The organism is Agromyces seonyuensis (assembly GCF_009789225.1).
Taxonomy (GTDB): Bacteria; Actinomycetota; Actinomycetes; order Actinomycetales; family Microbacteriaceae; genus Agromyces; species Agromyces seonyuensis.
This window is the reverse complement of the sequence record NZ_WSTA01000015.1, coordinates 1-25,724: the sequence shown is the minus strand read 5'-3', so window position 1 is coordinate 25,724 and position 25,724 is coordinate 1. Positions and strand designations below refer to the sequence as shown.

Below are 25,724 nucleotides of genomic sequence, written 5' to 3'. Positions count from 1 at the left end.
GAAGTCTACGGAAGGGGGCGCCGCGCCCGCAGCCCCCGTCCGGGGCCCACCGGGTGAACTCGCGCGCCGATCGATCGAGGGGCGACGACTCGCGACGCCGCGTCGACGCGGCGGGCCTCCCGCCGTGCAGGATGACCGCATGAGCCTGCCGTGGGAGTTCCATCCGCTCGCCGGCGAGCGCGTGCGCCTCGAGTTGCTGCGCCCCGACGATCTCGACGAGCTCGCCCGGATGCAGGGCGACCCGGAGATCTGCCGCTACCTGCTCTACGAGGCGCGCACACGGGAGCAGGTCGTCGACGTGCTCGCGACCGACTCGGCCGCCGTGCGGCTCGCCGGGAAGGGCGACTACGTCCAGCCGGCGATCCGGGGGGCCGAGGGCGAGTTCCTCGGCACGATGTACCTCGAGCTGACAAGCGTCGACGACCGCACCGCGGAGCTCGGCTGGATCCTCCTCCCGGAGGCGCAGGGCCGCGGCTTCGCCGCCGAGTCGGCGAGGCTGCTGCTGCGGCTCGCGTTCGAGGAGATCGGCCTGCACCGCGTCGTCGCCGAACTCGACCCGCGCAACGGGGCGTCGGTGCGGCTCTGCGAACGCCTCGGGATGCGCAAGGAGGCGCACATCCTCGAGCACATGTTCCTCAAGGGCGAATGGACCGACACTGGCTCCTACGCGATCCTCGAGCGGGAGTGGCAGGGCTGAGGCCGGGGTTCACCGACGGCACGGGACGAGTTCACCGCGCATCCGGCGCGAGCGCCCTGGCGCGGCGGAGGAGGTCGCCGAAGGCGGCGAGGTCGAGGTCGGCGACGCGGTGGAACGTGATCGCGGCCGCGCCGATCTTCACGTCGCCGAGCCGGTCGGCGAACTGCCGCACGAGGGAGCCGTCGGCGTCCGCCGCGTTGACGTAGAGCGAGAGGTGCGCCCGCTGCGCGGCGAGCCCGACGAGGAACCACTGGACGGGCGGTCCCTTCGGGCGTGGCTGCTCGATCGCGCCGTATCCGACGATCCGCTGGAAAGTGCCGCCCCACATCGGCCCCTCCCACAGCACCCGCTCGAGTCCGCCGAGCTCGGCCCGGATGAGGCCGTCGAGCGCCTCCAGCTCGGCCGCCCGCTCGTGCTCGGCGAGGAAGGCGTCGACGTCGGCTCCGGTGCGCTCCATGGGCCGACGCTAGCGCGAGGCCCGCTCCGCCGCTCAGGCCGCGTCTTCGACCTTGCGGCGTCCGAGGCCGATCGTGAAGACGAGGGCGATGACCGCGGTCAGGCAGAGCAGGCCGAGGCCGATCGTGTAGCTGCCCGTCGCCGCGTAGGTCGAGCCCATCACGAGCGGCGGGAAGTACCCGCCGAGGCCGCCCGCCGCGCCGACGATGCCCGTCACCGTGCCGACCCTCGCCGCCGGCGAGCGCTGTGCGACCCAGGTGAACACGGCGCCCGTGCCGAGCCCGAGGAACGCGGCCATGAGCACGAACGAGGTGCCGGCGGCGAGCTCCGGCGGCGGCACGAACGCGAGCACGACCGCCATCACGGCGGCGCCCGCGAGCGAGATCATGAGCACCCGCGCCGGGCCGATCTTGTCGCTCAGCACTCCGCCGAGCGGGCGGCAGACGACGGCGGCGATCGCGAAGCCGGCGGTGCGGGCGCCGGCGTCGGCGAGGTCGTAGGCGTAGACGACGTTGAGGTAGGTCGGCAGGTACGTCGAGAAGGCCACGAAGCCGCCGAACGTGACCGCGTAGAGGAAGGCCATCTGCCACGTCACCGCGAGCTTGGACGCGGCGGCGAGCTTCGGCAGCACCTTGTCGGTGTTGGGCTTCCAGTCCGGCGAGTCCCGCATGAACAGCCAGACGATGATCGCGACGGCCACGAGGGCGATCGCCATGATCCAGTGGGTCGCGTTGTACCCGAACCACTGCACGAAGCGGGGCGTGAAGAAGGCCGACAGGGCGGTGCCGCCCATCCCCGCGCCGAAGAGGCCCGTCGCGAACCCGCGCCGCGCCGGGTCGTACCAGGCGTTGACGAACGGGATGCCGACGGCGAAGGTCGTGCCGGCGATGCCGAGCAGGAAGCCGAAGACGAGGAGCAAGGCGTAGGAGCCGGCATCCCCGGCCCACATGACGAGCAGCACGGGGAGCGCGGAGAACGCAGTGAGCACGGTGAACATGAGCCGCCCGCCGAAGCGGTCGGTGAGGGCGCCGGTGATGATGCGTCCGAGCGAGCCGACGATGACCGGGGTCGCGACGAGCAGCGACTGCTGCGTCGAGTCCAGGCCGAGGTCCTCGGCGTACCGCACGCCGAGCGGCGCGATCATGTTCCACGCCCAGAACGTGATGGCGAACGCCAGCAGCGCGAGCGCGAGGTTGCGTCCCCGCCCGGGCAGTGCGGTCGCTTCAGGCGTCGGCGCGTCGGTGCGTTCCGTGCTCATCGGTTACCTCCTCGTGGTGCTGCCGGCATCGGAGCGCCCGCGGCGGCGCCCTCGGTCGCGTTCGCGGTCGGGGGTGCCGATCGGCGCCCAGCCGCGACGGCCGCTCGACGTCGGCACGGGACGGCCGTCGCGGGAGCGATAGACGATGTAGGGCCGGAACAGGTACTGCACCGGCGCGGTGAAGGCGTGCACGAGTCGGGTGAACGGCCAGATGATGAAGAGCGCCATGCCGATGAGCGTGTGCAGCTTGAAGGCGAAGGATGCCTCGGCCATCGAGGCGATGTCGGGCTGGAACCAGAACAGCGATCGGAACCACGGCGAGACCGTGTCCCGGTAGGTGACCTCCTCGTGCGGCCCGAACACGCTGATGAGCGTCGTCGAGAGCCCCGCGAGGATCGCCGCGACGAGCACGACGTACATCGTCTTGTCGTTCTTGGTCGTGGCGGCGAAGACGGGGCCGGTGGTGCGCCGCCGGTAGACGAGGATGCCGACGCCGACGAGCGTCGCGATGCCCGCGACCGACCCGAGGCCGAGCGCGACGACGTGGTACATCTCCTCGGAGACGCCGACGGCCTCGGTCCACGCCTTCGGGATGACGAGGCCGATGACATGGCCGACGATCACGACGAGGATGCCGAAGTGGAACAGCGGCGAGCCGATGCGCAGCAGCCGCGACTCGTAGAGCTGGGACGAACGCGTCGTCCAGCCGAACTGGTCGTAGCGGTAGCGCCAGACGAGGCCGCCGACGAGGATCGCGACCATGACGTAGGGCAGGATGCCCCAGAGCACCACGTCCCAGTTCATCGCCGGCCTCCCACGGGGATGAGCTTCGTGTCGGACGGTCGCGACGCGCGGGGCTCGAGCGGGATGAGCCGAGGATCGGCGTCTGCGAGGCCCACGGATTCCGCAGGCGGCCCGGCCGCCGCCATCGCCATCGCCTGCTGCGCGTCGGCCGGGGAGGCGCCCGGCAGGGTGGCGCACACGGCGGCCACGACGCCGGCGTACGGGGAGCCGCGCTCGGCGAGCGCGAGTCGGATGAGCTCGAGGCTCGCGCGATAGTCCTGCAGCAGCCCGGCGCCGGCCTTCGGCTCGTGCCGCGCGTACTCGAGCACGAGCGGCAGGTGGTCGGGCAGCTCGCCCGTGCCGGCGAGCTCGAGGCCGGCCTCCCGGAAGCGCTGCTTGAAGTCGGCGAGCACCTGCCCGCGGCGGCGGGTGTCGCCGTCGGTCCAGTACGAGAGGTAGAGCGCGTGCCGCTTGGACAGGTCGAAGACGTCGACGTAGACGCGCCGCACCTCTCCGATCGGGGTCGTCGCCCACCAGTCCAGCAACGGGGCGAAGGATGCCCGAGCCTTCGGCGCCGCTTCGGCGAGCGCGGCGTCGATCGTGGCCGCGAGCCCGAGCACCTCGTCGTCGGGGTAGCGGAGGCAGATCGAGGCCGCCTGGTAGACGATCGCGCGGTTCACCGGCCCGCACCGCCCTCCGGGTCGTCTTCGGCTGGGCGTTTCGCGGGGAAGAGGCCGCGCGGGGCGCCGTTGCCGTCCCAGTTGAGCAGGTTGACGCGCCCCCGCAGGTCGTCGCCCGCGGCCGCGCCGTCGGAGGTCTGCCGGTCCCGGAGCGCGTGGAACGTCTCGACGGCCACGGGCGCGGGGCGGCCGCTCGCCTCGCCGAAGGGCCCCGAGGCGTCCAGCTCGTACGGCCCGCCGTCGAAGTCGAGCGAGCAGCCGAGCTCTTCGAGTTCGTGCGCCTGCTCGTAGTGGGCGGTGGGGATGACGTAGCGCTCCTCGTACTTCGCGATCGCGAGCAGCCGGTACATCTCGTGGATCTCCGCACCGGTCATCCCGACGTGCTCGGCGATCGACTCGTCGGGCTCGTTGCCGAGCGCGACGTCGCGCATGAAGGCGCGCATCGCGGCGAGCTTGCCGAGCACGGTCGAGACGATGTCGGCGTCGCCCGCCGTGAAGAGCTCGGCGAGGTACTCGACGGGGATGCGCAGCGCCTCGATCGCGCCGAACAGCGTGCCGGCGTTCTCGGCGTCGTGCCCCTGCTCGCTCAGCAGGTCGACGATCGGGGAGAGCGGCGGGATGTACCAGACCATCGGCATCGTGCGGTACTCGGGGTGCAGCGGCAGCGCGACCCGGTACGTCTTCGCGAGCGCGTAGACGGGCGAGCGGCGGGCTGCGTCCATCCACTCGTCCTCGATGCCCTGCTCGCGTGCCGCCGCGATGACCTCCGGGTCGTTCGGGTCGAGCATGAGTTCGAGCTGGGCCTCGTAGAGGTCCTGCTCGTCGGGCGTCGCGGCGGCCTCGGTGACCTTGTCGGCGTCGTAGAGGAAGAGCCCGAGGTAGCGCAAGCGGCCGACGCACGTCTCGGAGCACACCGTCGGCAGGCCGACCTCGAGCCGCGGGTAGCAGAGCGTGCACTTCTCGGCCTTGCCCGTGCGGTGGTTGAAGTAGATCTTCTTGTACGGGCATCCGGTGATGCACTGGCGCCAACCCCGGCAGCGGTCCTGGTCGACGAGGACGATGCCGTCCTCCTCGCGCTTGTAGATCGCGCCGGAGGGGCAGGAGGCCATGCACGACGGGTTCAGGCAGTGCTCGCAGATGCGGGGCAGGTAGAACATGAACGTCTGCTCGAATTGGAACTTGATCTTGTCTTCCGACTCGCGCCGCACCTTCTCGACGACGGGGTCGAGGTGGCCGAGCTCGGCGACGCCGCCGAGGTCGTCGTCCCAGTTCGCCGACCAGGTGATCTTCGTGTCCTCGCCCGTGATGAGGGACTTCGGCCGTGCAACCGGGAAGTCGTCGCCGAGCGGCGCATCGGTGAGGGTGCGGTAGTCGTACGTCCAGGGCTCGTAGTAGTCGGCGAGCTTCGGCTGCACGGGCGACGAGAAGATCGTCAGCAGGCGCTTGAGGCGGCTGCCCGTGCGCAGCTTCAGGTTGCCGCGCTTGTTGAGCGTCCAGCCGCCGCGCCACTGCTCCTGGTCCTCGTAGCGGCGCGGGTAGCCCTGGCCGGGCCGCGTCTCGACGTTGTTGAACCAGACGTACTCGGTGCCGGCGCGGTTCGTCCACGCCTGCTTGCACGTGACCGAGCACGTGTGGCACCCGATGCACTTGTCGAGGTTCATCACCATGCCCATCTGGGCCATCACCCGCATCAGCGGCTCACCTCCACGGCCGCTTCCGTTGGTCGAGTAGCGAAGCGTATCGAGACCAGGTGAGCCGATTCGCGAGGTCTCGATACGGCGCTGGAGCGCCTACTCGACCAACGGAACTCTCGATGCCGGGCCATCGCGTGCATCAGTACGTCACCTCCTGCGAACGGCGGCGGATCGTGGCGACCATGTCGCGTTGATTGCCGGTCGGACCGAGATAGTTGAACGCGTACGAGAGCTGCGCGTATCCGCCGATGAGGTGCGTCGGCTTCACGAGCAGGCGGGTCACGGAGTTGTGGATGCCGCCGCGGCGGCCGGTCGTCTCCGACTTCGGCACGTCGATCGTGCGCTCCTGCGCATGGTGCACGTAGACGACGCCCTCGGGCATCCGGTGCGAGACGACGGCGCGGGCGACGAGCACGCCGTTCGAGTTGACGCACTCGACCCAGTCGTTGTCGGCCGCCCCGATCTCGGCGGCGTCCTGGGTGCTCATCCAGACGGTCGGCCCGCCGCGGGAGAGCGAGAGCATGAAGAGGTTGTCCTGGTACTCCGAGTGGATCGACCACTTCGAGTGGGGCGTGAGGTAGCGCACGACGACCTGGCGGCGGCCGTCCGGTCCGAGCTTGGGCTCGCCGAAGAGCCGGTGCATGTCGAGCGGCGCCCGGTAGATCGGCATCGCCTCGCCGAGATCGCGCATCCAGTCGTGATCGAGGTAGAAGTGCATCCGGCCGGTGAGCGTGTGGAACGGCTTCTGCCGCTCGATGTTGACCGTGAAGGGCGCGTAGCGCCGGCCGCCGGTCTCCGACCCCGACCATTCGGGGGAGGTGATGACCGGTTGCGGTGCGGATTGCGTCATCGCGAACGTGATGCGCTTCTCCGCGGAGCCCTCGGCGAGGTCGGCGAGCGGCTTGCCGACGCGGCGCTCGAGCGTGCGGAAGCCCTGGGTCGCGAGCTCGCCGTTCGTCGTGCCCGAGAAGGTCAGGATCGCCTCGGCGAGTTTCACGTCGGTGTCGATCGCGGGCCGCCCGGCGGCCGGGCCCGACGGGAGCACTCCGCCCTGCGCTGCGAGCCGTTCGACCTCGTGGGAGACGTCGTAGGTGACGTTCTTGACCGTGAACCCGAGTTTGTCGGCGAGCGGCCCGACCGTCGCGAGCTTGTCGGCGATCGCCGTGTAGTCGCGTTCGACGACGACGAACTGCGGCATGGTCTTGCCCGGGACGGGGGCGACGTCGCCGCGCGCCCAGTCGCGCACCACCCCGCCCGGCTGGCTCACCTCGCCCGGGGTGTCGTGCTGCATCGGCACCGACACGAGGTCGCGGCGGGTGCCGAGGTGGGTCTTCGCGAGCTCGGAGAACGAGCCCGCGATGGCGTGGAAGAGGTCGAAGTCGCTCTTCGCCTCCCACGGCGGGTCGATCGCCGGCGTGAACGCGTGCACGAACGGATGCATGTCGGTCGAGGACAGGTCGTGCTTCTCGTACCAGGTGGCCGCGGGGAACACGACGTCGGAGAGCAGCGTCGTCGAGGTCATCCGGAAGTCGGCCGAGACGAGCAGGTCGAGCTTGCCCTCGGGCGCCTCGTCGCGCCAACGCACGTCCTTGGGCCGGACGGCGGACTCCTCCGAGCCCAGCACGTTGTGGTGCGTGCCGAGCAGGTGCTTCAGGAAGTACTCGTTGCCCTTCGCCGAGGAGCCCATGAGGTTCGATCGCCACAGCGTCAGCAGGCGCGGCCAGTTCTCGGGCGCGTCGACGTCCTCGATCGCCGCCTGCAGCGAGCGGTCGGCGAGCCGGTCGGCGACGAAGGATGCCGCATCCGGCGCGTGCCCGTCCGCCACGGCCGCGGTCGCCTCGTCGGCGAGGTCGAGCGGGTTGCGGTCGAACTGCGGGTAGAAGGGCATCCACCCCAGTCGGGCGGACTGCGCGATCGTGTCGGCCGTGTGCATCCCGGTGAAGTTGCCCTCGGCGAGCGGCGAGGCGAGGGCGTCGGCCGCGTACCCGTCGTAGCGGTACTGGTCGGTGTGCAGGTACCAGTACGCCGTGCCGATCATCGTGCGCGGCGGCCTCGCCCAGTCGAGCGCGTTCGCGAGGGAGATCCAACCGGTGATCGGCCGGCACTTCTCCTGCCCGACGTAGTGGGCCCAGCCGCCGCCGTTTCGCCCCATGGCGCCCGTCAGGATCAGCATCGAGAGGATCGCCCGGTACGTCGCGTCGCCGTGGAACCACTGGCAGATGCCCGCGCCCATGATGATCATCGAGCGGCCGCCGGAGTCGATGGAGTTCTGCGCGAACTCGCGCGCGATGCGCGTGCACGCCTCGGCGGGGACGCCGGTGATGTCCTCCTGCCACGCGGGGGTGTACGGGGTCGACGGGTCGTCGTAGCCCGTCGGCCACTCGCCCGGGAGGCCGTCGCGGCCCACCCCGTACTGGGCGAGCATCAGATCGAGCACCGTCGTCACGAGGATGCCGTGCACGCGCGTCGCCGGAACCCCGCGCTGGAGGACTGCGCCCGAGCCGTCGGCGGCGTCGAACCGCGGCAGCAGCACCTCGACGGGCTCCTCGGCGACCTTCGCGTCCCGGATCGAGAGCGCCGGCACGATGTCGCCGAGGTCGAGGTTCCAGCTGCCCTCGCCCGAGTCGGCGTAGCGGAATCCCATCGAGCCGTTGGGCACGCGCGGCACTCCGCTCGCGGCATCCAGGACGACGGTCTTCCAGGCGTCCTCGGGGGCGGGCTCCGCGCCCGCCAGGTCCGCACTGGTCAGGAACTTGCCCGGGACGAGCCCGCCGCTCGCGTGCTCGGTGAGGGTGATGAGGTTCGGCAGGTCGGTGTACTGCCTCGTGTAGTCGACGAAGAACGGCACGCGGGAGTCGACGTAGCGCTCCTTGAGGATGACGTGCCCCATCGCCATCGCGAGGGCGGCGTCGGTGCCCGCCTGGCACGGCAGCCACTCATCGGCGAACTTCGTGTTGTCGGCGTAGTCGGGGCTGACCGTGACGACCTTCGTGCCGCGGTAGCGCACCTCGGCCATCCAGTGGGCGTCGGGCGTGCGGGTGACGGGCACGTTGGAACCCCACATCATCAGGTACGTGGCATCCCACCAGTCGCCGGACTCCGGCACGTCGGTCTGGTCGCCGAAGACCTGGGGGCTCGCGACCGGGAGGTCGGCGTACCAGTCGTAGAAGCTCGTCATGACGCCGCCGACGAGCTGCGTGAACCGGGTGCCGACGCAGTGCGAGACCATCGACATCGCGGGAATGGGCGAGAAGCCCGCGACGCGGTCGGGCCCGTACTCCTTGATCGTGTGCACGTAGCCGGCCGCGACGAGCTCGACGGCCTCGTCCCAGCTCGCTCGCACGAGCCCGCCCTTCCCGCGCGCCCGCTGATACCGCGCCCGCGTCTCGGGATTCGTCGTCACGTCGTGGATCGCGAGCACCGGGTCGCCGTCGTGTCGGGCCTTCGCCGCGCGGTACGCCTCGAGCAGCACGCCGCGCACGTACGGATAGCGCACGCGCGTCGGCGAGTACGTGTACCAGGAGAACGCGGCCCCGCGGGGGCATCCGCGGGGCTCGTACTCGGGGCGATCGGGACCGACGCTCGGGTAGTCGGTCTGCTGCGCCTCCCACGTGATGATGCCGTCCTTGACGTACACCTTCCACGAGCACGAGCCCGTGCAGTTCACCCCGTGCGTGGAGCGCACCACCTTGTCGTGGCTCCACCGGTCGCGGTAGAAGACGTCGCCCGATCGGCCGCCGTGCAAGAACTCCGCCCGATGGTCCGGCGTCTGCTCGCGCCGCGTGAAGAACTTCCCCGTGGCCAGCAGCGCATCCGACGCAGGCCCGTCGACTCCGACTCGCACGATGGCAACCCCCCAGCTGCGTCCCGTCATCCGGACCATATCGGCGGCGTCCGCGCACCGCCAGCATCCGGCCGACCGGCGGGTCGATGTCGGGACGAATCGCGGCCGGGGCTTCCGTCGAGCGTCGGCCGGGCGTATCGTGACCCTCGGCCCCGAGGCATCCACCGCCCGGCGCCCATCGGTCGGACCCGAACGGAAGGAGTGAGCCATGAACGCCGTCGTCGTCGCGCGCATCGCAGACACCCTTCCTCGCGAGGTCGCCGCTCGCTGAACGCCCGGCGGCCTCCACATCTTCTGGAGCCACCGAGTTGCGTTTTCTCTCCACGTTCGACGACGAGTCGAACCCCTTCCCCGTCCCCGCCTTCGCGGGCGACGACCTCGTCTTCGCCGGCATCGAGCCCGGTGAGGACCAGCGCTGGTCCACGTGGCCGGCGACCCTGCCCACCGACCGCGGCCCCGAGCCGCGCCCCGACTGGGTCGTGACCTCCGCCGCAGCCTTCGACACCGAGCTCGGCGTCGTGAAGTCCGGCAAGGAGGCCGACCTGTTCCTCATCGAACGGGCGATCCCCGACGCCGACCCGACGATGCCGGGCAACCGCGCGCTGCTCGCCGCGAAGCGGTACCGGGGCAGTCAGCAGTCCGACTTCCACCGTTCGGCGATCTACACCGAGGGGCGCGGCACCCGCCGCTCCCGCGACCAGCGCGCGATCTCGAACAGCTCGACGTACGGGCGGCTCGTCGCCCGCGCGCAGTGGGCGGTCGCCGAGTTCGCGGCACTGTCGCTGCTGCACTCGCTCGGCGCCGCGGTGCCGTACCCGGTGCAGATCCAGGACACCGAGGTGCTCATGGAGTTCATCGGCGACGGCCGCGCCGCGGCGCCGCGGCTCGCGCAGGTGCGCGGCTCGGTCGCCGACCTCCGCGACCTGTACGGGCAGATCGTCGAGTTCCTCGGCATCCTGGCCGACGCGGGGCTCGCCCACGGCGACCTCTCGCCGTACAACCTGCTCGTGCACCACGGGCGCGTCGTCGTCATCGACCTACCGCAGGTCGTCGACGTCATCGCGAACCCGGCGGGCTTCGACCTGCTGCACCGCGACTGCGTCAACGTCTGCACGTGGTTCACCCGCCAGGGCCTCGAATGCGACCCCGAGGAGCTCTTCGGCGACCTCGTGGCCCGGGCGGTGTGAGCGTGCCGGGGGGGGGCGGCGCAAGGCGCCGCCCCCTGGTGGGGTTACCGGTCCGGCATCCGCTCCGCTAGGTTGACGAGCATCGACGGAACCGAGCCTTCGTCGGATTCGCACTGGGGGGTGCGGGCGGCGGGCTCCACGGGGGGAACATGCGTCGTCGTCCAGCTCGAGCGCAGCGGGCAGCCGCTGGAGGCGCGCTCCGACGAGCCGTCGCATTGCTCGCCGCCGGCGTCCTCGTCTGCTCGAGCGCCGTCGCACTGACCGCGACCGTCGCCCCCGACGCCGCAATCGATCGGGCCGCCGCGGTGCCGGGGCAACCGGGCGTGCCGAGTCCGCCCGCCCAACTGCTGAACGAGACCTTCGAGAATCGGACGAGCTCGGCCGGTTCGGTGCAGCTGAACCTCTACGCGGGCGCCGGCGGCATGACGTACACCGCCGACCCGAACTGGCTCAGCCGGGCACGCTGCAACGGCATCGTGATGGACCGCACCGACCCGCGGCTGACCGGCGACTGCGTCACCACGAACGAGGCCAACGGCGCGGTCGCCTACAACGCCGCGACGGGCATCCCCGAGGCCATCGGGCAGTTCCACGGCGACGCCTCGCCGAGCGCCAACACCGCGCTCGTCGAGTACACGGCGGGCGCCGCGTTCGCGAACGGCCAGATCATGTTCCAGACGGGCCAGCCCATCGCCGCGGCCGGCCCCGGCCGATTCATCTCGTTCAGCGTCGTCGCCGCGGCCAGCAACTGCGGCACGGGCACGAACCCCGCATACTCGTTCTTCGTGGTCGACGGCGCCGGCGAGCACTCCATCAGCCCGACCGCTCTCGGCCCCTGCTCCGCCGCCGGCGGGGTCGTCTACCAAGGTGCACAGCAGAACGATGCCACCGCCGCGGTGCGCGTCGCCAGGCTCGCCCCCTCCACCGCCTTCCTGACCACCTCGGCCGACGTCGGCGTGCGCCTGCGCAACCTCGGGGCCACCACCGGCAACGACTCGGGCATCGACGACCTCGTCGTCAGCGACGTCACCCCGCAACTCGACAAGACGTTCAGCCCGACCCGGGTTCGCACTGGCGGCATCTCCACGCTCACGTTCACGATCACCAACACCACCGAGCTGGGCTCCAAGAACGGCTGGTCGATCACCGACGCCCTCCCCGCCGGGCTCCGGGTCGCCAGCCCGAACGGCGCGACCGACACGTGCGACGGCGCCCAGACGATCACCGCGGCGGCCGGCGGCACGAGCATTCAGGTTGCGGGCGGCGTCCTCGGCGTGGGCGACGTCTCGTGCACGGTCTCGGTGAACGTGACATCGTCCACGCCGGCCCCCTACCAGGCCGACGTGACCTATCAGAACTGCCCGACGACGAATGCGACCACGGTGGGCCTGAATCCGCCGAACTGCGACTCGGTCACCTTCTTCGACCCATACACGCCCGCCGGCACCCCGTTCCAGTGCTCGGCGCAGGGCTCCTATCTCTTCCAGAGCCCAGGAGTCGGTCAGGACTCGACCGCCTACGACGTGGACCTCGTCACGGGCGGCTACGACACCCTCGGCACTTGGGACGCGCCGATCAACGCGATGGGCTTCAATCCTCTCGACGGATTCATCTACGGGCTCGCGACGCCCTCGCAGCCGATGGAAGTCCTGCGGGTGAACGCCGACGGCACGACGCAGTCGCTCGGCACACCGGACTTCGGCGGCGTCTCGATCGGACCGGCTGCATTCCTGGACGCCGTCGCGGCGGGCGACATCTCCCCAGACGGGCATCTCTGGATCAGGGAGACCGCCAATCCCGCGTCCTGGGCCGAGATCGACCTCGTGCCGGGCTCCCCCACGTACATGCGGGTGCTGCGCGCAGGCAGTGCCTCCCCGCCCTCCGCCGCCGCCGACGGCGTGGTCGGTCTCGGCAACGACATCGTGTACTACAACGGAATCCTGTACTCGGTCGGCAACCGCCCGGCCAACAACAACGCCAAGATCATCCAGCGCTTCGATACGGTCACGGGCACGTACCTGCCGGTCATCGGTCTGGGACCGCTGAACGCGCCGAACGGCGCGAGCAGCGGCAACCTGAACGCCGGAGCCGCCTTCCTCGACGCGGACGGCTATATGTACGCGTCGTTCAATGCGAGCGGTCAGATCTGGCGCATCGACCTCGACGCACCGGTGCTGAACGCCGCCGCCGTCGATTTCTTCGCATACGGTCCCGCCTCGAACCAGAACGACGGGGCCCGTTGCTCGCTGTCGCCGCTGCGCTCCGACTTCGGTGACGCGCCCGAGTCGTACGGCACCACGCTCGCCGTGGACGGTGCCCGCCACGGCGCCGTGCTCGACGCGAACGGCGCACCTACCCTCACGCTGGGGGCCGCAGTCACGTGGGAGGAGGACGGGCTGCCGTCTGCCGCGGCGGCACTCGACGCCGACGATGCGGTCACGCCGCGGCCGATCGCCACGAACGCCGGGACGTATTCGCTCGACGTGCCCTTCACCAACACGACCGGTGCGCCCGCGACGCTCTCGGGCTGGATCGACTTCAACGGCGACGGCGCCTTCGACGCCGCCGAAGCCGCCGTCACGACGGCGACGACGAGCGGCACCGCCCGGCTCACCTGGACGATCCCGACGCTCGCGAGCTTCCCCGAGACGAGCTACTTGCGTCTGCGACTCGGCGACAACTCCGCGGCGACGGCCTCGCCGACCGGCGCGGTGGCCAACGGCGAGGTCGAGGACTACCTCGTCGACTTCGAACGTTTCGATCTCGCCGTGTCGAAGTCCGTCGATCCCGCCGACGGCAGCCCGGTCGAGGCGGGCGACACGCTGACCTACACGCTCACGTTCGTCGCGAGCGGCCCGGACGACGCGCCCGCCGACTTCACCGACGCGATCGCCGGGCTCGTCGATGACGCCGACCTCATTCCGGGTTCGCTCCAGGCGGATGCCCCCCTGACGGCGACGGCGGCCGCCGACGGGGCCTCGATCAGGGTGTCGGGGAGCCTGCCGCCCGGTACGTACCGCGTGACGTACTCCGTCACGGTGCAACCCGACGGTCAGCGCGGCGACGGTCTGCTCCAGAACTTCCTGGTGCCCACCGGCACCGCGCCCCCGACCCAGTGCGCGGTCGGCGACACGCGCTGCACCCAGAATCCCGTCGGCGAGCTCTCCGCGTCGAAGTCGGTGGATCCCGCCGACGGCGGGACGGTCGAACCCGGCGACGTGCTCACGTACACGTTGACCCTCTCCTCGACCGGCACCGGCGCCGTCGCGGTCGATCGCACCGACCTGCTCGCCGGAATCGTGGACGACGCCGATCTGACCGCCGGGCCGATCTCGAGCGATCCCGGGGTCACGGCGACCCTCGCCGCCGACGGAGCGTCGATCCGGGTCACGGGCACGATCCCGGCCGGGCAGACCGTGACCGTCACCTATTCGGCGACGGTGCGTGACGCCGACTCCGACCGCGGCGACGACGTGCTCGGCAACTTCCTCGTCGAGACCGGCCAGACACCGCCCGCGAGCTGCCCCGACGGCGACACGCGCTGCACCGCGAACCCGGTCGCCCAGATCATCGCCTTCAAATCGACGATCCCCCCGGTGGGCAGCGACGTGCAGGCGGGCGACACGATCGGGTTCACCCTGCACTTCCGCAACGTCGGCGCAGCGAGCGGATCGGTCTCCAAGGTCGACGATCTCTCCCGGCTCGTCGACGACGCCGACCTGACGACGGCCCCGACCGTCGGCGTCGGCGACCTCGCCGTCGGCCCCATCGGCCCCGACAACCGGTTCGCGGTCACCGGCGCGGTGCCGGCGGGCGCCGAGTTCACCGTCGTCTACGCCGTCACCGTGCGCGCCGACGGCGCCCGCGGCGACAGCGTCGTCGTCAACACGCTGCTGAACCCCGGCGACCCGACGCCGCCCGTGTGCGAGCCGGTCGATCCCGCCTTCCCCGACTGCACCGTCAACACGGTCTCCTCGCTCGTCGTCGAGAAGACCGCGACGCCGCCGAGCGGCACCGCCGTGCTGCCCGGAGCACCCGTCGTCTTCACGCTGACGTTCGTCAACGCGGGCGGCACCCCCGAACTCGTCGACCGCACCGACGACCTCTCCCGGGCGCTCGACGACGCGACACTGACCGGCGCCCCGACGAGCGGCGACCCCGCGCTCACGGTGACGCTCGCCGGCGACGGGCAGTCCTTCGACGTCGACGGCACGGTGCCGGCGGGGCAGACGATCGCCGTGACGTACACGCTCACGGTGAACGCCGACGGCGCACGCGGCGACGACCTGCTCGAGAACGTGCTCTACCCGAGCGTCCTCCCCAACCCGCCGTTCGGGCAGTGCGGCCTCAACGCCCTCATCGACTGCACGAGCCACCCGGTGCCGGAGCTGACGGTGACGAAGACGGTCGCCCCGGCATCCGGCACGACCGTCGCCGCCGGGGACGACCTCGTCTATACGATCACGCTGGCCTCGACCGGTCGGGCGAGCACCGAGGTGGACCGCACCGACCTGCTGGCGGGCGTGCTCGACGACGCCGAACTCACCGACGGCCCGACGGTCTCGCCCGTCGGACCCGTCACGGCGGCGGTCGTCGGCGACGCGCTGCAGCTGTCCGGGACGATTCCGGCCGGGGACGCCGTGACCGTGACCTACACCGTCACGGTCCGCCCAGACGGGCAGCGCGGCGACGATGCGCTCGCGAACTTCGTCGTACCGACGGGCGCGACGCCGCCGACCGAGTGCATCGCGGACGACGCGACCTGCACCGCGAACCCGGTCTCCGCGCTGACCGTCGAGAAGACCGCCGCGCCTCCCGCCGCTTCGACGGTGCTGCCCGGCGACGTCGTGACGTTCGCCGTCGCGTTCACCTCGACCGGGACGGGCGACGCGCCCGTCGACTGGACCGACGCCCTCGACGGCGTCATCGACGACGCGACGCTCGACCCCGCTTCCATCTCCGTGGATGCGCCGCTCGCCGCGACCCTCGCCGACGACGGCGCGAGCATCCGCGTCACCGGATCGCTCCCGCCCGGCACGGCGACCCTCACCTACTCGGCCACGGTGCGCGTGCTCGACTCGACCCGCGGCGACGAGTCGCTGGTCAACTTCGTCGTGCCGACCGGCAGTGAGCCGCCCGCGACCTGCGCGAGCGGCGAGCCGAGCTGCACGACGCATCCGATCGCCGACCTCGACGCGTGGAAGAGCGCCGATCCCGCCTCCGGCGCGTCGGTGCGCACCGGCGACGCCGTGACCTACACGCTGCACTTCCGCAACGACGGCACCGCTCCCGCGACGGTGTCGAAGCACGACGACCTCGCGGGGGTGCTCGACGATGCGGACCTCACGATCCCGCCCGCCGCAGGCGTCGGCGACCTGGCCGCGACTCCGGACGCCGACGAACAGGGCTTCGCCGTGACCGGCACGGTACCGGCGGGCGCCGAGTACACCGTCGTGTACTCGGTCACGGTGCGCGACGAGGCGACTCGCGGCGACGACGCGCTCCTGAACTGGCTGCTGGACCCGGGCGAGGACCCGCCCGGATTCTGCTTCGGCACCGGTTCCGAGCCGATCTGCACCGCGCACCCGATCTCCGAACTCGTCGTCGCCAAGTCGGTCGACCCCGCTTCGGGCTCCGTCGTGACGGCCGGTCAGGCGGTGACGTACTCCGTGACGTTCACGAATCTCGGCTCGACGGCCGAGACGATCGACTACGCCGACGACCTCGGGGGCGTCCTCGACGACGCCGCCCTCGTCTCCCCGCCGTCCGCGGACGACCCGTCGGTGCTCACCACGCCCGGCGCCGGGCAGACCTGGGTGTTCACCGGTACGGTCGCGGCAGGCGAGGTCGTCACGGTCTCGTACTCGGTCCAGGTCGGCGCCGACGGCGACCGCGGAGACGACGTGCTCGGCAACACGTTGCGACTGAGCTTCTTCCCGCCGGACGCGCCGTGCGACGGCGTGCTCGTGCTCTGCACGGACAACCCCGTGGCCGCCCTCGAGGTCGCGAAGGCGGCGGCCCCGGGCGACGGTGCGAGCGTCGAGGCGGGCGACGAGGTCTCCTACACGGTGACGTTCACCTCGACGGGCGCCGGCGACGCCCCGGTGGACTGGACCGACGCGCTCGACGGCGTGATCGACGACGCGACGCTCGACCCCGCCTCCATCTCCGTGGATGCCCCGCTGACGCCCGCCCTCGCCGCCGACGGCGCGAGCATCCGGATCACCGGGACCCTGCCCGCCGGGGCAACGGCTGCGCTGACCTACACGGTGACGGTGAACGCCGACGGCGCCCGCGGCGACGATGCGCTCGGCAACGCCGTCGTCCCGACCGGCACTACCCCGCCGACGACCTGCTCGGCCGACGACCCGACCTGCACGACGCACCCCGTCGGGTCGCTCGTCGTCGAGAAGACCTCCTCGCCCGCGGACGGCAGCGCGGTCGCCGCCGGGGACGCGGTGACGTACACGGTCGTGTTCACCTCGAACGGGCCGGGCGACGTCGCGGTCGACCGCACCGACGTGCTCGACGGCGTCATCGACGACGCGACGCTCGACCCCGCCTCCGTCACCGCCGAGGCGCCCCTCGTCGCCGAACTCGCCGCCGACGGCGCGAGCATCCGCGCGACCGGATTGCTGCCCCCCGGCGAGGCGACGCTGACGTACACCGTCACCGTGAACGCCGACGGCGCCCGCGGCGACGACACCCTCGGCAACGTCGTCGTGCCCACCGGCACGACCCCGCCGACGACCTGCGCGACCGACGACCCGACTTGCACGACGCATCCCGTCGCCGCGCTCGTCGCGACGAAGTCCGCGGACCCCGAGGACGGCGCGCCGGTGAGCGCCGGCCGCGTGCTCACCCACACGCTGACCTTCGTCTCCACCGGCACGGCGCCCGTCGAGGTGGATCGCACCGATCTGCTCGCCGGGCTCGTCGACGACGCGACCCTCGATCCGGGATCGATCACGGCCACCGCGCCCCTCGTCGCCGAACTCGCCGCCGACGGCGCGAGCATCCGCGTGACCGGACTGCTGCCGCCGGGGACCGCGATCGTGACGTACACGTCGACCGTGAACGCCGACGGCGAGCGCGGCGACGACGTGCTCGGCAACTTCCTCGTGCCCACCGGCACGCCGCCGCCGCCGACCTGCGCCGCCGACGACCTCACGTGCACGTCCCACCTCGTCGCCGCCCTCGAGATCGCCAAGACGAGCGACCCCGCCGACGGCGCGACGGTCGCCGCGGGCGACCTCGTCACGTACACGCTGACGTTCACCTCCACCGGCACGGCGGCGGCCGCGCTCGCCGCCACCGACGACCTCGCCGGAGTCGTCGACGACGCGGCGTTCGTGGGCGTGGTCGCCGCCTCTCCAGAGCTCGTCGTCGAGAACACCGGCAACCTCGTGGAGTTCACGGGGCTGCTGCCGCCGGGCGTCTACACCTGGTCGGCGCAGTTCCGGGTCGCCGACGACGGGTTCCGCGGCGACGACGTCCTCGCGAACTTCGTGTTCCCGAGCGGAACCGCTCCGCCGGCGGCGTGCGTCGCCGGCGACGCGCGCTGCACGAGCCACCCGGTGGCCGCCCTCGAGATCGTCAAGTCGAGCGACCCGCCCGACGGCAGCGCGGTCGAAGCCGGCGACACGATCACGTACACGGTCGCGTTCACCTCGACCGGCATTGGCGCCGCCGAGGTCGACCGCACCGACCTGCTCGCGGGGGTCGTCGACGACGCGACGCTCGACCCGGACTCGATCGCCGTGGATGCTCCACTGACGGCCGTCCGCTCGGCGGATGGCGCGAGCATCCGCATCACCGGCTCCCTGCCGCCCGGGACGGCGACCCTCACCTACACCGCGACCGTGAACGACGACGGCGCCAGGAACGACGACGTCCTCGGCAACGTCGTCGTCGCCACCGGCGCGACGCCTCCGGCGGAGTGCATGCCCGACGACCCGGTGTGCACGAGCCACCCGGTCGCCGACCTCGAGGTCGCCAAGACGGCCGCCCCGCCGTCGGGCACGAGCGTTCGCGCGGGCGAGGTGCTCGTCTTCACCGTGACGTTCACCTCGACGGGCGCCGCGCCCGCTCCCGTCGACCGCACCGACCTGCTCGCGGGCGTGGTCGACGACGCGACGCTCGATCCCGCGTCGGTGGTCGTTTCGGCGCCGCTGACGGCCGTCCCCGCTGCGGACGGTGCGAGCATCCGAGTGACCGGCACCCTCCCGCCCGGTACGGCGACCCTGACCTACGCCGTGACCGTGAACGCCGACAGCGCCCGGGGCGACGACGTGCTCGACAACTTCGTCGCGGCGACCGGCGACCCGCCGCCGGCGACCTGCGCCGACGACGACCCGGCGTGCACGAGCCATCCGGTCGGGTCGTACGCCGTCGCCAAGACCGCCGACCCCGCCGACGGTGCGAGCGTCCAGGCGGGCGACACGATCACGTACACGCTGACGTTCACGTCGAACGGGCCCGGCGCGGCGGCGGTCGACACGACCGACGTGCTCGCGGGCGTCGTCGACGACGCGACGCTCGATCCGACCTCGATCACCGCGACGGCACCGCTCGTCGCGGCACTGAACGCCGCGGGCGATGCGATCGCCGTCACGGGCGCTCTGCCGCCTGGGAGCGCGACCGTGACCTACACCGTGACGGTGAATGCCGACGGGGTGCGCGGCGACGGCCTCCTCGCCAACGCCGCGATCCCGACCGGCGGGACGCCGCCGTCGACGTGCGCCACCGACGACGCCGGCTGCACCGAACATCCGGTCGGTTCCCTCTCGCTCGCCAAGTCGTCCGATCCGCCGACCGGCTCGACGGTCGGCGTCGGGGACGAGATCGTCTACACCCTGACGTTCGCCTCGAACGGGCCGGGCGCCGTGCGCGTCGCCGTGAGCGACCGGTTCGCGGAGCTCGCCGACGACGCGATCGTCGACCTCACGGTCAGTGGCGCCGGACCACTGGCGGTCGCGCGCTCCGCGAGCGGCTTCGACTTCACGGGGGTGCTGCCGGCCGGCACGGTGGTCGCGGTGTCGTACCGGGCGATCGTCGACGCGGGAGGCGACGGCCGTCTGGAGAACTTCCTCGGGCCGACGGGGAGCCCGCCGCCCGCCGACTGCCTGCCCGGCAGCACCCTCTGCACCGTGCAGGGGCTCCCCGACCCGTATGTCGTCAAGTCGGCGTCGCCCGCCTCCGGCTCGGCCGTGGCCGGCGGCGAGACGATCGTCTACACGCTCGAGTTCGGCAACGCCGGCACGGGCACGGCGAGTCTCGCGTACGAGGACGACCTCTCCGGCGTCCTCGACGACGCGGACGTCGTGTCGGAGCCGGTCTCGAGCGACCCGGCGCTCCTGGTCGGGCCGATCGCCGACGGGCGGTTCTCGGTCGGGGGCGACCTGCCGGGCGGCTCGGTCGTCACGGTGACGTACGCCATCGTGGTGCGGGACGAGTCGGAGCTCGGCGACGGCATCCTGCTCAACGGCGTCGTCGACCCCGGAGAGGACGCCGCCGAGGTCTGCGCCGTCGCGGCTGGCACGGAGGGCCTCCCCGCCTTTGCATCGTTCGCCGGGCCGGCCCCCGTCGGGCTCATCGCGGCCGCCGCCGTCATCGGGCCGTACGACTCGGAGACGATGCCCCCGGGCTGCACCGTGCACGAGTCGCCGCGGGACGCGGTGCCGCCGCTCGAGCCGCCGACCTCGCCGCCCGGCGGCGAGACGACCCTGCCGCCCGGCCCCACCGGCTCGGCGCCCTCGCGGCTCTCCGGCACGGGCGTGGAAGCGTGGATCGCGATCGCCGCGGGCATCGCCCTGATCGCCGCGGGCGGCATCCTCGTCGTCCGGCGGAGGCCGCGCGCCGCCCGCACGGGCGACCGCTGAGGGACCCTCGCCTTCTCGGAGGCTTCGCAGGGCGGGCGAGTACGCTTTCACGGTGACTGCTGAGGACTCGACCCCCATCCGCCGGACCGGCGCCCGCCAGGTGCGCCCCGCGACCGAGGGCTGGACGCAGAAGCTCGGCACCGACGGCCGCCCCCTGCTGAACTTCGCCTCGCCGAAGCGCGGCAAGCCCCCCGTGCACCTCGCCGACCTCGCGCCGGCCGACTGGAAGGCGAAGGCCGAGGAGATCGGCATCCCCGCGTTCCGCCTCAAGCAGGTCGCGCGCCACTACTACACGCGCTGGACGAGCGACCCCGCCGAGATGACCGACCTGCCCGCCGAGGGCCGCGAGGAACTCGTCGCCGGCCTCCTGCCGCCGCTGCTCACCGAGGTGCGTCGCCTCGAGACCGACAAGGGCGACACGATCAAGTTCCTCTGGAAGCTCCACGACGGCGCCCTCGTCGAGTCGGTGCTCATGCGCTACCCGGGCCGCATCACGCTGTGCGTGTCGAGCCAGGCCGGCTGCGGCATGAACTGCCCCTTCTGCGCGACCGGCCAGCAGGGCCTCACGCGCAACATGTCGGCGGCCGAGATCGTCGACCAGGTCGTGCAGGCCAACCGCGCCATCGCGCGCGGCGAGCTCGGCGGCAAGAAGCACGACGACCACTCCGAGGAGCGCGTCTCGAACATCGTCTTCATGGGCATGGGCGAGCCGCTCGCGAACTACAACCGGCTCATGCGCGCGGTGCGCACGATGGTCGCGAAGACCCCCGAGGGCCTCGGGATGTCCGCGCGCGGCATCACCGTCTCGACCGTCGGCCTCGTGCCCGCGATCAAGAAGCTCACCGAGGAGGACATCCCGGTGACCTTCGCCCTCAGCCTCCACGCGCCCGACGACCACCTGCGCGACGAGCTCATCCCCGTGAACTCGCGCTGGAAGGTCGACGAGGCGCTGGATGCCGCACGCGCCTACTTCGACAAGACCGGCCGCCGCGTCTCGATCGAGTACGCCCTCATCAAGGACATGAACGACCACGCCTGGCGCGCCGACCTGCTCGCGGCCAAGCTCAACGAGCGCGGCCACGGCTGGGTGCACGTCAACCCGATCCCGCTCAACCCGACGCCGGGCTCCATCTGGACGTCGTCCGAGGTCCCCGTGCAGCTCGAGTTCGTGCGCCGCCTCGAGGAGGCGGGCATCCCGACGACCATCCGCGACACCCGCGGCAAGGAGATCGACGGGGCCTGCGGCCAGCTCGTCACCACCGAGGACGACGAAGAGGCCGCCGCGCTCGTCTGAGTGCGGTCCGGCTGGTCGGGCGCCAAGGTCTCGATACGGCGCTGCGCGCCGACTCGACCAACGCCGCACACCCGCCGGTCGAGTCGGGCGGAGCCCGTATCGAGACCCCGGGGCCCGGTCTCGATACGGCGCTGCGCGCCTACTCGACCGGCGGAGCCGCTCAGCGGTAGTCGCGCTCGAGGTGCTGGCCGGCCGCCTCGCCGCCCGCGATGCGGAGGTGCTCGCGCTCGCGCAGCTCGACGCGGCGGATCTTGCCCGAGATCGTCTTCGGCAGTTCGTCGACGAACTCGAGGATGCGCACGCGCAGGTGCGCCGACAGGCGTGCATTCGCGTGGGCGAAGATCGAGCGCGCGGCCTCGGACTCGTCGAGCGCGGCGCCCGCGGGCGCGCACACGTACGCCTTCGGCACCGCGAGGCGCAGCGGGTCGGGGCTCGGCACGACGGCGGCCTCGGCGACGAGCGGGTGCTCGAGCAGCACGGACTCGAGCTCGAACGGCGAGATCTTGTAGTCGGAGGCCTTGAAGACGTCGTCGGCGCGGCCGACGTAGGTGAGGTAGCCGTCGGTGTCGCGCGCGGCGATGTCGCCGGTGTGCCAGAAGCCGTCGCGGCGGGCATCCGCGGTCTTGGCCGGATCGCCCTCGTACCCGGCCATGAGGCCGAGGATCGGCTGCGAGAGGTCGAGGCAGATCTCGCCCTCGGTCTCGCTCACCGCGCCCGTCTGCGGGTCGACGAGCACGACGGGGTAGCCGGGCAGCGGCCGGCCCATCGACCCGTCCTTGACGAGCTGGCCGGGCGAGTTGCCGATGGCGCACGTCATCTCGGTCTGGCCGTAGCCGTCCCGGATCGTCGGGCCCCAGGCATCCCGCACCCGCACGATGACCTCGGGGTTGAGCGGCTCGCCCGCCCCGACGAGCTCGCGCGGCGGGTGCGCCAGCTGCGCCAGGTCGGCCTGGATGAGCATCCGCCACACGGTCGGCGGCGCGCAGAACGTCGAGACGCCGTGCTCGTCCATGACCCGCATGAGGGTCGATGCGTCGAAGCGCACGTAGTCGTAGACGAACACCGTCGCCTGCGCGAGGAAGGGGGCGTAGAAGTTGCTCCACGCGTGCTTGCCCCAGCCCGGGGAGGAGATGTTCAGGTGCACGTCGCCGGGCTTCACGCCGAGCCACCACATCGTCGAGAGGTGCCCGACCGGGTAGCTGACGTGGGTGTGGGCAACGAGCTTCGGCCGGCTCGTCGTGCCGGAGGTGAAGTAGAGCAGGCTCGTGTCGCCGGCGGGCGTGGGGCCGTCGGGCTCGAACGAGTCGGATGCCTCGAGCGAGGCGTCGAACGGGAGCGCACCGGCCGCGGCATCCTCGCCGACGGCGATCCGGAGCACGCCCACGGGGACGCCCGTCAGCCGGTCGGCGAGCGAGGACAGGGCGATGACCGCCGCGGCCCCGCCCGCCTCGACGCGGTAGGCGACGTCGTCGGCCGAGAGCAGCGTCGAGGTCGGGATCGACACGGCGCCGATCTTCATGAGGCCGAGCATGGCCTCCCACAGCTCGATGCGGTTGTTCAGCATGACGATGACGTTGGAGCCGCGGCCGAGCCCGAGTGAGCGCAAGTGGTTCGCGACCTGGTCGCTGCGACGGGCGAGCTCCCCGTACGTCCACGAGCGGGCCACGAGGTCGTCGCCGACGATCGTCACGGCGGCGCGGTCGGGGTGCTCCCCCGCGACGACGTCGAACCAGTCGAGGGCGAAGTTGAACTCTTCGAGCTCGGGCCAGGCGAAGCCGGCGACCGCGGCGTCGTAGTCGGTGCCGTGGTCGACGAGGAAGTCGCGCGCCGCGCGGACGGCGGCGGTGGCGGGGACGGCGGGGCGACCGGGGTGGGACATGGCAGAGCTCCAGCAAGCCGTGGGACGGATCGGCGCAGCGAGCCTACGCCTGCGGCCATGCCGGAGCGGCGATGGCCGGATCAGCGCGGGGCGGCCCGCTCGAGGATGGCGCCCTCGATGCTGCGGGCGGCCGCGGCGGCGCCGTCCTCGCCCGCGTACTCCTGCCGCACGAGCTCGGCCGCGGCCGCGATGCCCGGGTCGGTCAGCACGCGCCGCACGGCGTCGACGAACGCCGGGGTCCCCACCTGCTTCGGCGAGAGGGCGATGGCGTTCCCGCTGCGCGCGCACAGGCGCACGTGCCACGTCTGCTCGGGCTGCAGCCCCATCCCGACGAACGGGATGCCCGTCGCGCACGCCGTCTGCACCGTGCCCTGGCCGCCGTGGATGACCGCCGCATCCACGAGCCCGCCGAGGCGGTGCGCGGGCAGCAGCGGGGTCACGTGCACGTTGGGCGGCACGGCGTCCCCGGCTCGGAGATAGTGCCCGATGGGGGCGACGACCTCGACGTCGAGCGCCCCGAGCGCCCGGGCTGCGGCGAGCGCGAGCCCCCGATCGGCCGACGAGCCGAGCCCGAGGTAGACGACCTTGCGCGGGCCGGCCGCGAGGTCGGCGAGGAGCGGCGGGATGGGGGCATCCAGGTGGGCGAAGATCGGCCCGACCCGCTCGTAGCGCTCGGGCAGGGTGAAGCCCTCGAGGTCGGCGGCCACCTCGGTGATGAGGTTGCGGTCGGCTTCGAGGAGCGCGGAGACCGTGCGCAGCGGCCGGACGCCGTTCGCCTTCGCGACCGAGGCGAAGGCGCGGGGTGCGAGCGGTGCGGAGTTGTAGATCCAGCGGAACGCGGACGTCGCGATGCGGTCCACGAGGGAGGCGAGGCCGCCCTCCCCGTCGACGAAGCGCATGCGGCGGGTCTGCGCGACCTGCGGACGCGTCAGCGCGAACGGCACGGGATAGCAGAGCGGCACGCCCTCGGCACGCGCTGCGAGGAACGAGGTCAGGTTCGAGCCCGTGACCACCGCGACGGCGCCGACCTCCCGGATGAGTGCGCGTTCGAAGTCGACGCGCGCGGCGACGAGTTTGCGGGTGAACGGGCTGCGGAGCGAGCGGCCCTGGTCGAAGTCGATCGCCCGCTGCCGCTCGGCCGGACTCCAGACCGGTTCGCCGACGCGGAGTTCGAATCCCGCATCGCGCACGAGGTCGAGGTAGTCGGGCTCGTACCCGAGGAACACGGCGCGGTGCTGCGGCGACAGCGCCCGGGCGACCTGGATCATCCGCGTGGTCTCGGCGAGGTTGAACGTCACCGGACAGAACAGGATCGCGGCCATCGACACCCCCGTTGCGAACCCTAGCGGGCGGGCTCCCGGTCGGCCTGGAGCGCGTGGAAGAGCCGTCGGATGGGGGACGGGATGTCCGCGAGCGGCAGCCCGGCGACGATGCTCGCGCCGAAGCGGTGCTTGCGCCCGGCCGCGGTGCCCGCGAAGCGGTGGAGCTGCGCCTCGATCGGCCGCCCTCGCTGGGCCGGCTGACGCTGGAAGGAGCGCAGCTTGCCGAGCTCGCCGGCGGCGGCGATCGCCGCGACGACCGCCTCGGGGCCGGCGGCCCGGATGAGCTCGTCCTCGAGGTCGAGGGTGCAGGCGTAGTAGCCGAGGGCTTCGAGGCCCGCCGCATCGTCGGCGGTCGGGCGGCCGGCCTCGGCGAGCATCCGGCTCACCTGGCGCTGCTCGGCGCCGTCGTAGAGGCCGAAGACGTGGATGCCCGCCGGCTCCGCGGCGACGGCCCGGCGGAGGTTCGTGATCCCGTCGAGCACGACGACGCGGACGTCCGCGGCCGCGAGGTCGACGCCGAGGCGCTCGGCGACGAGGGCGAGCACCCGCCGGTCGCTCTCGCCCTCGACGAGGACGACGGCGTCGCTCACCGCGCGCCGCCCGGCGCGCATCGCGGACGTCGTCGGCACGCTGCGCCGGAGCCCGCCGAGGATGCGCTCATGGCGGCCGAGCCTATTCGGCGGGCGCAGCCGCCGCGACGGGCTGCGCCGCGGCGTCGCGCTCCGCTTCCCGTGCGGCCGCCCGGGAAG

At 72.2% G+C, this 25,724-nt stretch carries 13 protein-coding genes; 4 read left to right on the top strand and 9 right to left on the bottom strand.

All coding sequences use genetic code 11. The features are described 5' to 3' along the window. The first annotated feature begins 139 nt into the window (after positions 1–139). A complete protein-coding gene (locus GB864_RS05055) occupies positions 140–697 on the top strand; it encodes a GNAT family N-acetyltransferase (protein ID WP_160423258.1) in 558 nt (185 codons plus the stop codon). Between the two features lie 31 nt (positions 698–728). Here the strand turns inward: GB864_RS05055 and GB864_RS05050 are convergent, their stop codons facing one another. From GB864_RS05050 to GB864_RS05025, 6 genes are all read right to left on the bottom strand, one after another. Then, on the bottom strand, positions 729–1,154 hold the full coding sequence (locus GB864_RS05050) for a DUF1801 domain-containing protein (RefSeq protein ID WP_160423257.1): 426 nt from the start codon (positions 1,152–1,154) through the stop codon (positions 729–731). Between the two features lie 33 nt (positions 1,155–1,187). Beyond that, a complete protein-coding gene (locus tag GB864_RS05045; RefSeq protein ID WP_160423256.1) occupies positions 1,188–2,411 on the bottom strand; it encodes a nitrate/nitrite transporter in 1,224 nt (407 codons plus the stop codon). Positions 2,412–2,414: 3 nt separating this feature from the next. Further along, positions 2,415–3,215: a respiratory nitrate reductase subunit gamma gene (gene narI / locus GB864_RS05040; protein WP_160423255.1), complete on the bottom strand. Its 801-nt coding sequence runs from the start codon at positions 3,213–3,215 to the stop codon at positions 2,415–2,417. Beyond that, on the bottom strand, positions 3,212–3,874 hold the full coding sequence (gene narJ / locus GB864_RS05035; protein WP_160423254.1) for a nitrate reductase molybdenum cofactor assembly chaperone: 663 nt from the start codon (positions 3,872–3,874) through the stop codon (positions 3,212–3,214). The genes narI and narJ overlap by 4 nt, the downstream gene beginning before the upstream one ends. Beyond that, positions 3,871–5,565, bottom strand: coding sequence for a nitrate reductase subunit beta (gene narH / locus GB864_RS05030; RefSeq protein WP_160423253.1), 1,695 nt, complete (start codon positions 5,563–5,565; stop codon positions 3,871–3,873). The genes narJ and narH overlap by 4 nt, the downstream gene beginning before the upstream one ends. Positions 5,566–5,707: 142 nt before the next feature. Further along, positions 5,708–9,442 carry a nitrate reductase subunit alpha gene (locus GB864_RS05025; RefSeq protein ID WP_160423252.1) on the bottom strand — a complete coding sequence of 1,245 codons (3,735 nt, stop codon included), beginning with the start codon at positions 9,440–9,442 and terminating at the stop codon, positions 5,708–5,710. A 278-nt stretch (positions 9,443–9,720) separates the two neighbouring features. Here GB864_RS05025 and GB864_RS05020 point away from each other — a divergent pair, with 278 nt between their 5' ends. From GB864_RS05020 to rlmN, 3 genes are all read left to right on the top strand, one after another. Next, positions 9,721–10,599 carry a serine protein kinase RIO gene (locus tag GB864_RS05020; RefSeq protein WP_160423251.1) on the top strand — a complete coding sequence of 293 codons (879 nt, stop codon included), beginning with the start codon at positions 9,721–9,723 and terminating at the stop codon, positions 10,597–10,599. Between the two features lie 215 nt (positions 10,600–10,814). After that, positions 10,815–20,480, top strand: a complete 9,666-nt coding sequence (locus GB864_RS05015) for a DUF7927 domain-containing protein (protein ID WP_160423250.1) — start codon at positions 10,815–10,817, stop codon at positions 20,478–20,480. 52 nt (positions 20,481–20,532) lie between these two features. Continuing rightward, the gene (gene rlmN / locus GB864_RS05010; RefSeq protein WP_160423249.1) at positions 20,533–21,774 is read left to right on the top strand and encodes a dual-specificity RNA methyltransferase RlmN; all 1,242 of its coding nucleotides are present in this window, start codon (positions 20,533–20,535) and stop codon (positions 21,772–21,774) included. Between the two features lie 160 nt (positions 21,775–21,934). Here rlmN and GB864_RS05005 read toward each other — a convergent pair whose 3' ends face one another. The 3 genes from GB864_RS05005 to GB864_RS04995 all read right to left on the bottom strand — a co-directional run. Further along, entirely contained in the window at positions 21,935–23,653 is a 1,719-nt protein-coding gene (locus GB864_RS05005) for an AMP-binding protein (RefSeq protein ID WP_160423248.1), read from the bottom strand. Positions 23,654–23,733: 80 nt separating this feature from the next. Next, positions 23,734–24,975 carry a glycosyltransferase gene (locus GB864_RS05000; protein WP_160423247.1) on the bottom strand — a complete coding sequence of 414 codons (1,242 nt, stop codon included), beginning with the start codon at positions 24,973–24,975 and terminating at the stop codon, positions 23,734–23,736. A 20-nt stretch (positions 24,976–24,995) separates the two neighbouring features. Next, a partial coding sequence (locus GB864_RS04995) for a TOPRIM nucleotidyl transferase/hydrolase domain-containing protein (RefSeq protein ID WP_236778898.1) occupies positions 24,996–25,724 on the bottom strand: 729 nt, incomplete at its 5' end.

What these genes read in the sequence shown, in the direction of transcription:
- GB864_RS05055 (WP_160423258.1), top strand. Translation starts at nt 140, where the DNA reads ATGAGCCTGCCGTGGGAGTTCCATCCGCTCGCCGGCGAGCGCGTGCGC.
- GB864_RS05050 (WP_160423257.1), bottom strand. Translation starts at nt 1,154, where the DNA reads ATGGAGCGCACCGGAGCCGACGTCGACGCCTTCCTCGCCGAGCACGAG.
- GB864_RS05045 (WP_160423256.1), bottom strand. Translation starts at nt 2,411, where the DNA reads ATGAGCACGGAACGCACCGACGCGCCGACGCCTGAAGCGACCGCACTG.
- narI (WP_160423255.1), bottom strand. Translation starts at nt 3,215, where the DNA reads ATGAACTGGGACGTGGTGCTCTGGGGCATCCTGCCCTACGTCATGGTC.
- narH (WP_160423253.1), bottom strand. Translation starts at nt 5,565, where the DNA reads ATGCGGGTGATGGCCCAGATGGGCATGGTGATGAACCTCGACAAGTGC.
- GB864_RS05025 (WP_160423252.1), bottom strand. Translation starts at nt 9,442, where the DNA reads ATGACGGGACGCAGCTGGGGGGTTGCCATCGTGCGAGTCGGAGTCGAC.
- GB864_RS05005 (WP_160423248.1), bottom strand. Translation starts at nt 23,653, where the DNA reads ATGTCCCACCCCGGTCGCCCCGCCGTCCCCGCCACCGCCGCCGTCCGC.
- GB864_RS05000 (WP_160423247.1), bottom strand. Translation starts at nt 24,975, where the DNA reads ATGGCCGCGATCCTGTTCTGTCCGGTGACGTTCAACCTCGCCGAGACC.